The 2,990-nt window shown below is 69.9% G+C and carries 3 protein-coding genes and 1 pseudogene; all 4 read right to left on the reverse strand.

Going from position 1 to position 2,990, the window contains the following annotated elements; translation table 11 throughout:
* Window positions 1–191, reverse strand: a pseudogene (locus tag ASG00_RS16105) (cell division protein FtsW); the annotation flags it as partial.
* Window positions 188–1,426, reverse strand: coding sequence for a Stp1/IreP family PP2C-type Ser/Thr phosphatase (locus tag ASG00_RS00810; RefSeq protein WP_045247929.1), 1,239 nt, complete (start codon window positions 1,424–1,426; stop codon window positions 188–190). The gene ASG00_RS00810 and the pseudogene ASG00_RS16105, both read right to left, overlap by 4 nt.
* A 9-nt stretch (window positions 1,427–1,435) precedes the next feature.
* The gene (locus ASG00_RS00815; RefSeq protein ID WP_056206302.1) at window positions 1,436–2,014 is read right to left on the reverse strand and encodes an FHA domain-containing protein FhaB/FipA; all 579 of its coding nucleotides are present in this window, start codon (window positions 2,012–2,014) and stop codon (window positions 1,436–1,438) included.
* A gap of 5 nt (window positions 2,015–2,019) precedes the next feature.
* Window positions 2,020–2,775 carry an FhaA domain-containing protein gene (locus tag ASG00_RS00820; protein ID WP_056206161.1) on the reverse strand — a complete coding sequence of 252 codons (756 nt, stop codon included), beginning with the start codon at window positions 2,773–2,775 and terminating at the stop codon, window positions 2,020–2,022.
* Window positions 2,776–2,990: the final 215 nt, after the last annotated feature.

Below are 2,990 nucleotides of genomic sequence, written 5' to 3' on the forward strand. Positions count from 1 at the left end.
AGGATCGTGACATCCACCTGACCGAGTGCGCCGAGCTGCACGAGCACGATCGCGGCTGCGGAGATGAGGCACGCGAAGATCAGCAGCCCCAGCTCCCGGTTGCGCAGGGTCTGCGGCGAGCGGATGCGGCGCAGGGCGCGCAGCACCGCGGTGTCGGCCTGGATCGGCGCGTCGGCCGGGGTGGTCGTCATCCGCCGGATCCCTTCTGGGGAGTGATGCGCTCCACGATGCTCTGCGCCTCGGCGAGGGAGCCGGCGGAGATCGTCGCCGTCACCGTGGCACGGTCGAACGGCGCGAGGGAGTCGAGCGTGATGCCGGTGTCCTGGTAGAGCTCGGACAGGTGGATAGGTCCGATATTCGCCTGGATGCCGCGGTAGATCACCACCGTGTCGTTGTCGGCGCCGACGTAGTAGCGCGTCTGCGTCCAGGCGTACGCGCCCGCGAGCGCGGCCGCGATGAGCGCGATGACGATGACCAGACCCACGATCCAGGAGATCCGCCGGCGTCGCGCGCGCCGCCGGTCCTCTTCGATGAGCTCTTCGAGGAACTGCGGCTGCGGCTCGAAGTGCGTCGGCTCGTTCGCGGCCTGCCGCACCGGGTGCAGCCAGGACGATCGGCCGGGACGGGCGGCGGTGACGACGACGCCCGTCGGGTTCGAGGCGGAGCCCACGATCGTCGGCGTGCCGGAGAAGACCGGATGCTGCCCCCCGACGTCGACGATGACGATGGTCACGTTGTCGGGGGCACCCGCGTCGAGGGCCTGCTTGAGGAGCATGTCGGCGGTGCGGGCGGGTGCGTGGCCCGCCGCGAGCGCCTTCGCCGTGTGCGTGTCGTCGACGACGCCGGAGAGCCCGTCGGAGCACAGCAGCCACCGGTCGCCCGGGCGGGTGGGCATGATGAACGAGTCGACCTCGGGGTCGGGGTCCATGTCGCCGAGCACCCGCATCAGCACCGAGCGGCGCGGGTGGTAGCGCGCCTCCTCCGGCGTGATCCGCCCGGAGTCCACCAGACGCTGCACGAAGGTGTGGTCGGTCGTGATCTGGGTGAGCGCGCCGTCGCGGAAGAGATAGATGCGCGAGTCGCCGATGTGGGCGATCACGGCATAGTCGTCGACCATCACGATCGCACTGACGGTGGTGCCCATGCCGGCGAGCTCCGGGCGGGTGGCGACCGTGTCGATCAGGTCGGTCGCCGTCTCATGGATCGTCTCCTGCAGCGCGCGCTCGGCGTCGAGCGACGAGCCGAACGGGCGGTCGAGCTCCTCGAGCCGGTCGACCGCGATGCTCGACGCGACATCCCCGCCGGCATGGCCGCCCATCCCGTCGGCGACGACGAACAGGTTCGACCCGGCGTAGCCGGAGTCCTGGTTGTTCGATCGCACCTTGCCGGTGTGCGAGAGCGCTGTGCTCGATCCCTGGAAGACCATCGGGCGCGATCAGTCCCGCAGCTCGAAGGTCGTGGCGCCCACCTTGATCGGCGCGCCGAGCAGAACCGGCACGGGTGAGCTGACGCGGTCGCCGTCGTGCCACGTGCCGTTGGTCGAGTCGAGGTCCTGGATCATCCACTGCTCGCCCCACAGCAGCAGGCGTGCGTGGTGGCTCGAGGTGTAGTCGTCGCGGATGACGAGACCGGACTCGCTGGAGCGCCCGATCGTCAGTGGCTCGGTGCCGAGCGTCAGCTCGAGTCCGGCCTTGGGCCCGCTCGTGATCACGATGCGATGGGCGTTCTCGGATGTCGCCTTCCCGCCCTTCTTCGCCGAGGCGCGGGCCGCGGAGGTGGGCGAGGTCGCGAGGGTCGGTCCGGTGCCGGCGACGAGGGGGGCGGCGGTCGCCGCGGTGGCGGCGGCGGCGGGGGCGGCCGCACGCACCGGCCCGGATGCGGCCCCGGCGTCGGGGAGTTTGCGCACTCGTACGCCGAACAGGTCGGCGCGCAGCGAGTAGATGACGGCGAACACGAAGAACCACAGGATCAGCAGGAAGCCGATCCGCAGCAGCAGAAGTGTGAGCTCGCTCACATCGCTCATGACAGCGGACTCCCCCAGTTGTCGCCGCGTACATCGAACGCGCGCGTCGTATCGTCGGCCGCCGCGGGTGCCGGGCGCCGGGGCGCCTCGGTCGATGCGATCACGCGGAAGACGAGGTTGGTGTTGCCGATCGAGATGGTGGCGTCGCTCGGCAGTGCCGCCTCGGAGATCTTGCGGCCGGCGAGCTTCGTGCCGTTCGTCGACCCGAGGTCGCGCACCATGGCGCGTTCGCCGTCCCACAGGATCTCGGCGTGCGTGCGGCTGGCTCCCGCGTCGGAGATCGTGATGTCGGCATCCGATCCACGGCCGATGACCGTGCGGGCACCGGCGATCGGGTATCGGCGACCCGCGACATCCACGACCGCCTGCCAGGAGACGCGACCCTCGGCGATCTGCGACTCGACCCGCAGTGTGCCGGTGGAGAGGCGGTCGTCGGAGACGAGCGAGATCGTCAGCGCGGACGGAAGCGTGTAGCCCTGCGTGCGGGCGTGGGTCGTGATGACCTCGCGCAGCTCCGCCTGCAGCGGGGTGCCGAGCGCACTCATGCGCTCCTCGTCGGACGTGGCCAGATGCACGACGAAGGCGTTCGGAGCCAGGATGCGCTCACGCGAGACGATCGCGGCCTTCTTGTCCATGTCGCTGCGCAACGCCGACGCGATGTCGACGGGCTCGATACCGCTGCGAAAGGTCTTCGCGAAGGCGCCGTTGACGGCGCGCTCGAGACCTTTCTCGAAGCTGTCTAGTAGTCCCACGTGACTCCTCAGGCAGGCCGACGGGTTGCTTCATCGTAGTTGCACACCCTGGAGGAGCCGTGAACAACGCGTCTCGAGGTGCGTGCCGGCCGCGGCCCCGTGATATCCTCGGGAGGTTGAGTGGGCGGATGCCTCGGCATCCTCTCCGAACGCGCGAGTGGCGGAATAGGCAGACGCGCTGGCTTCAGGTGCCAGTGCCCGAAAGGGCGTGGGGG

The sequence above is a fragment of the Microbacterium sp. Leaf351 genome (genome assembly GCF_001423825.1).
GTDB lineage: Bacteria > Actinomycetota > Actinomycetes > Actinomycetales > Microbacteriaceae > Microbacterium > Microbacterium ginsengisoli.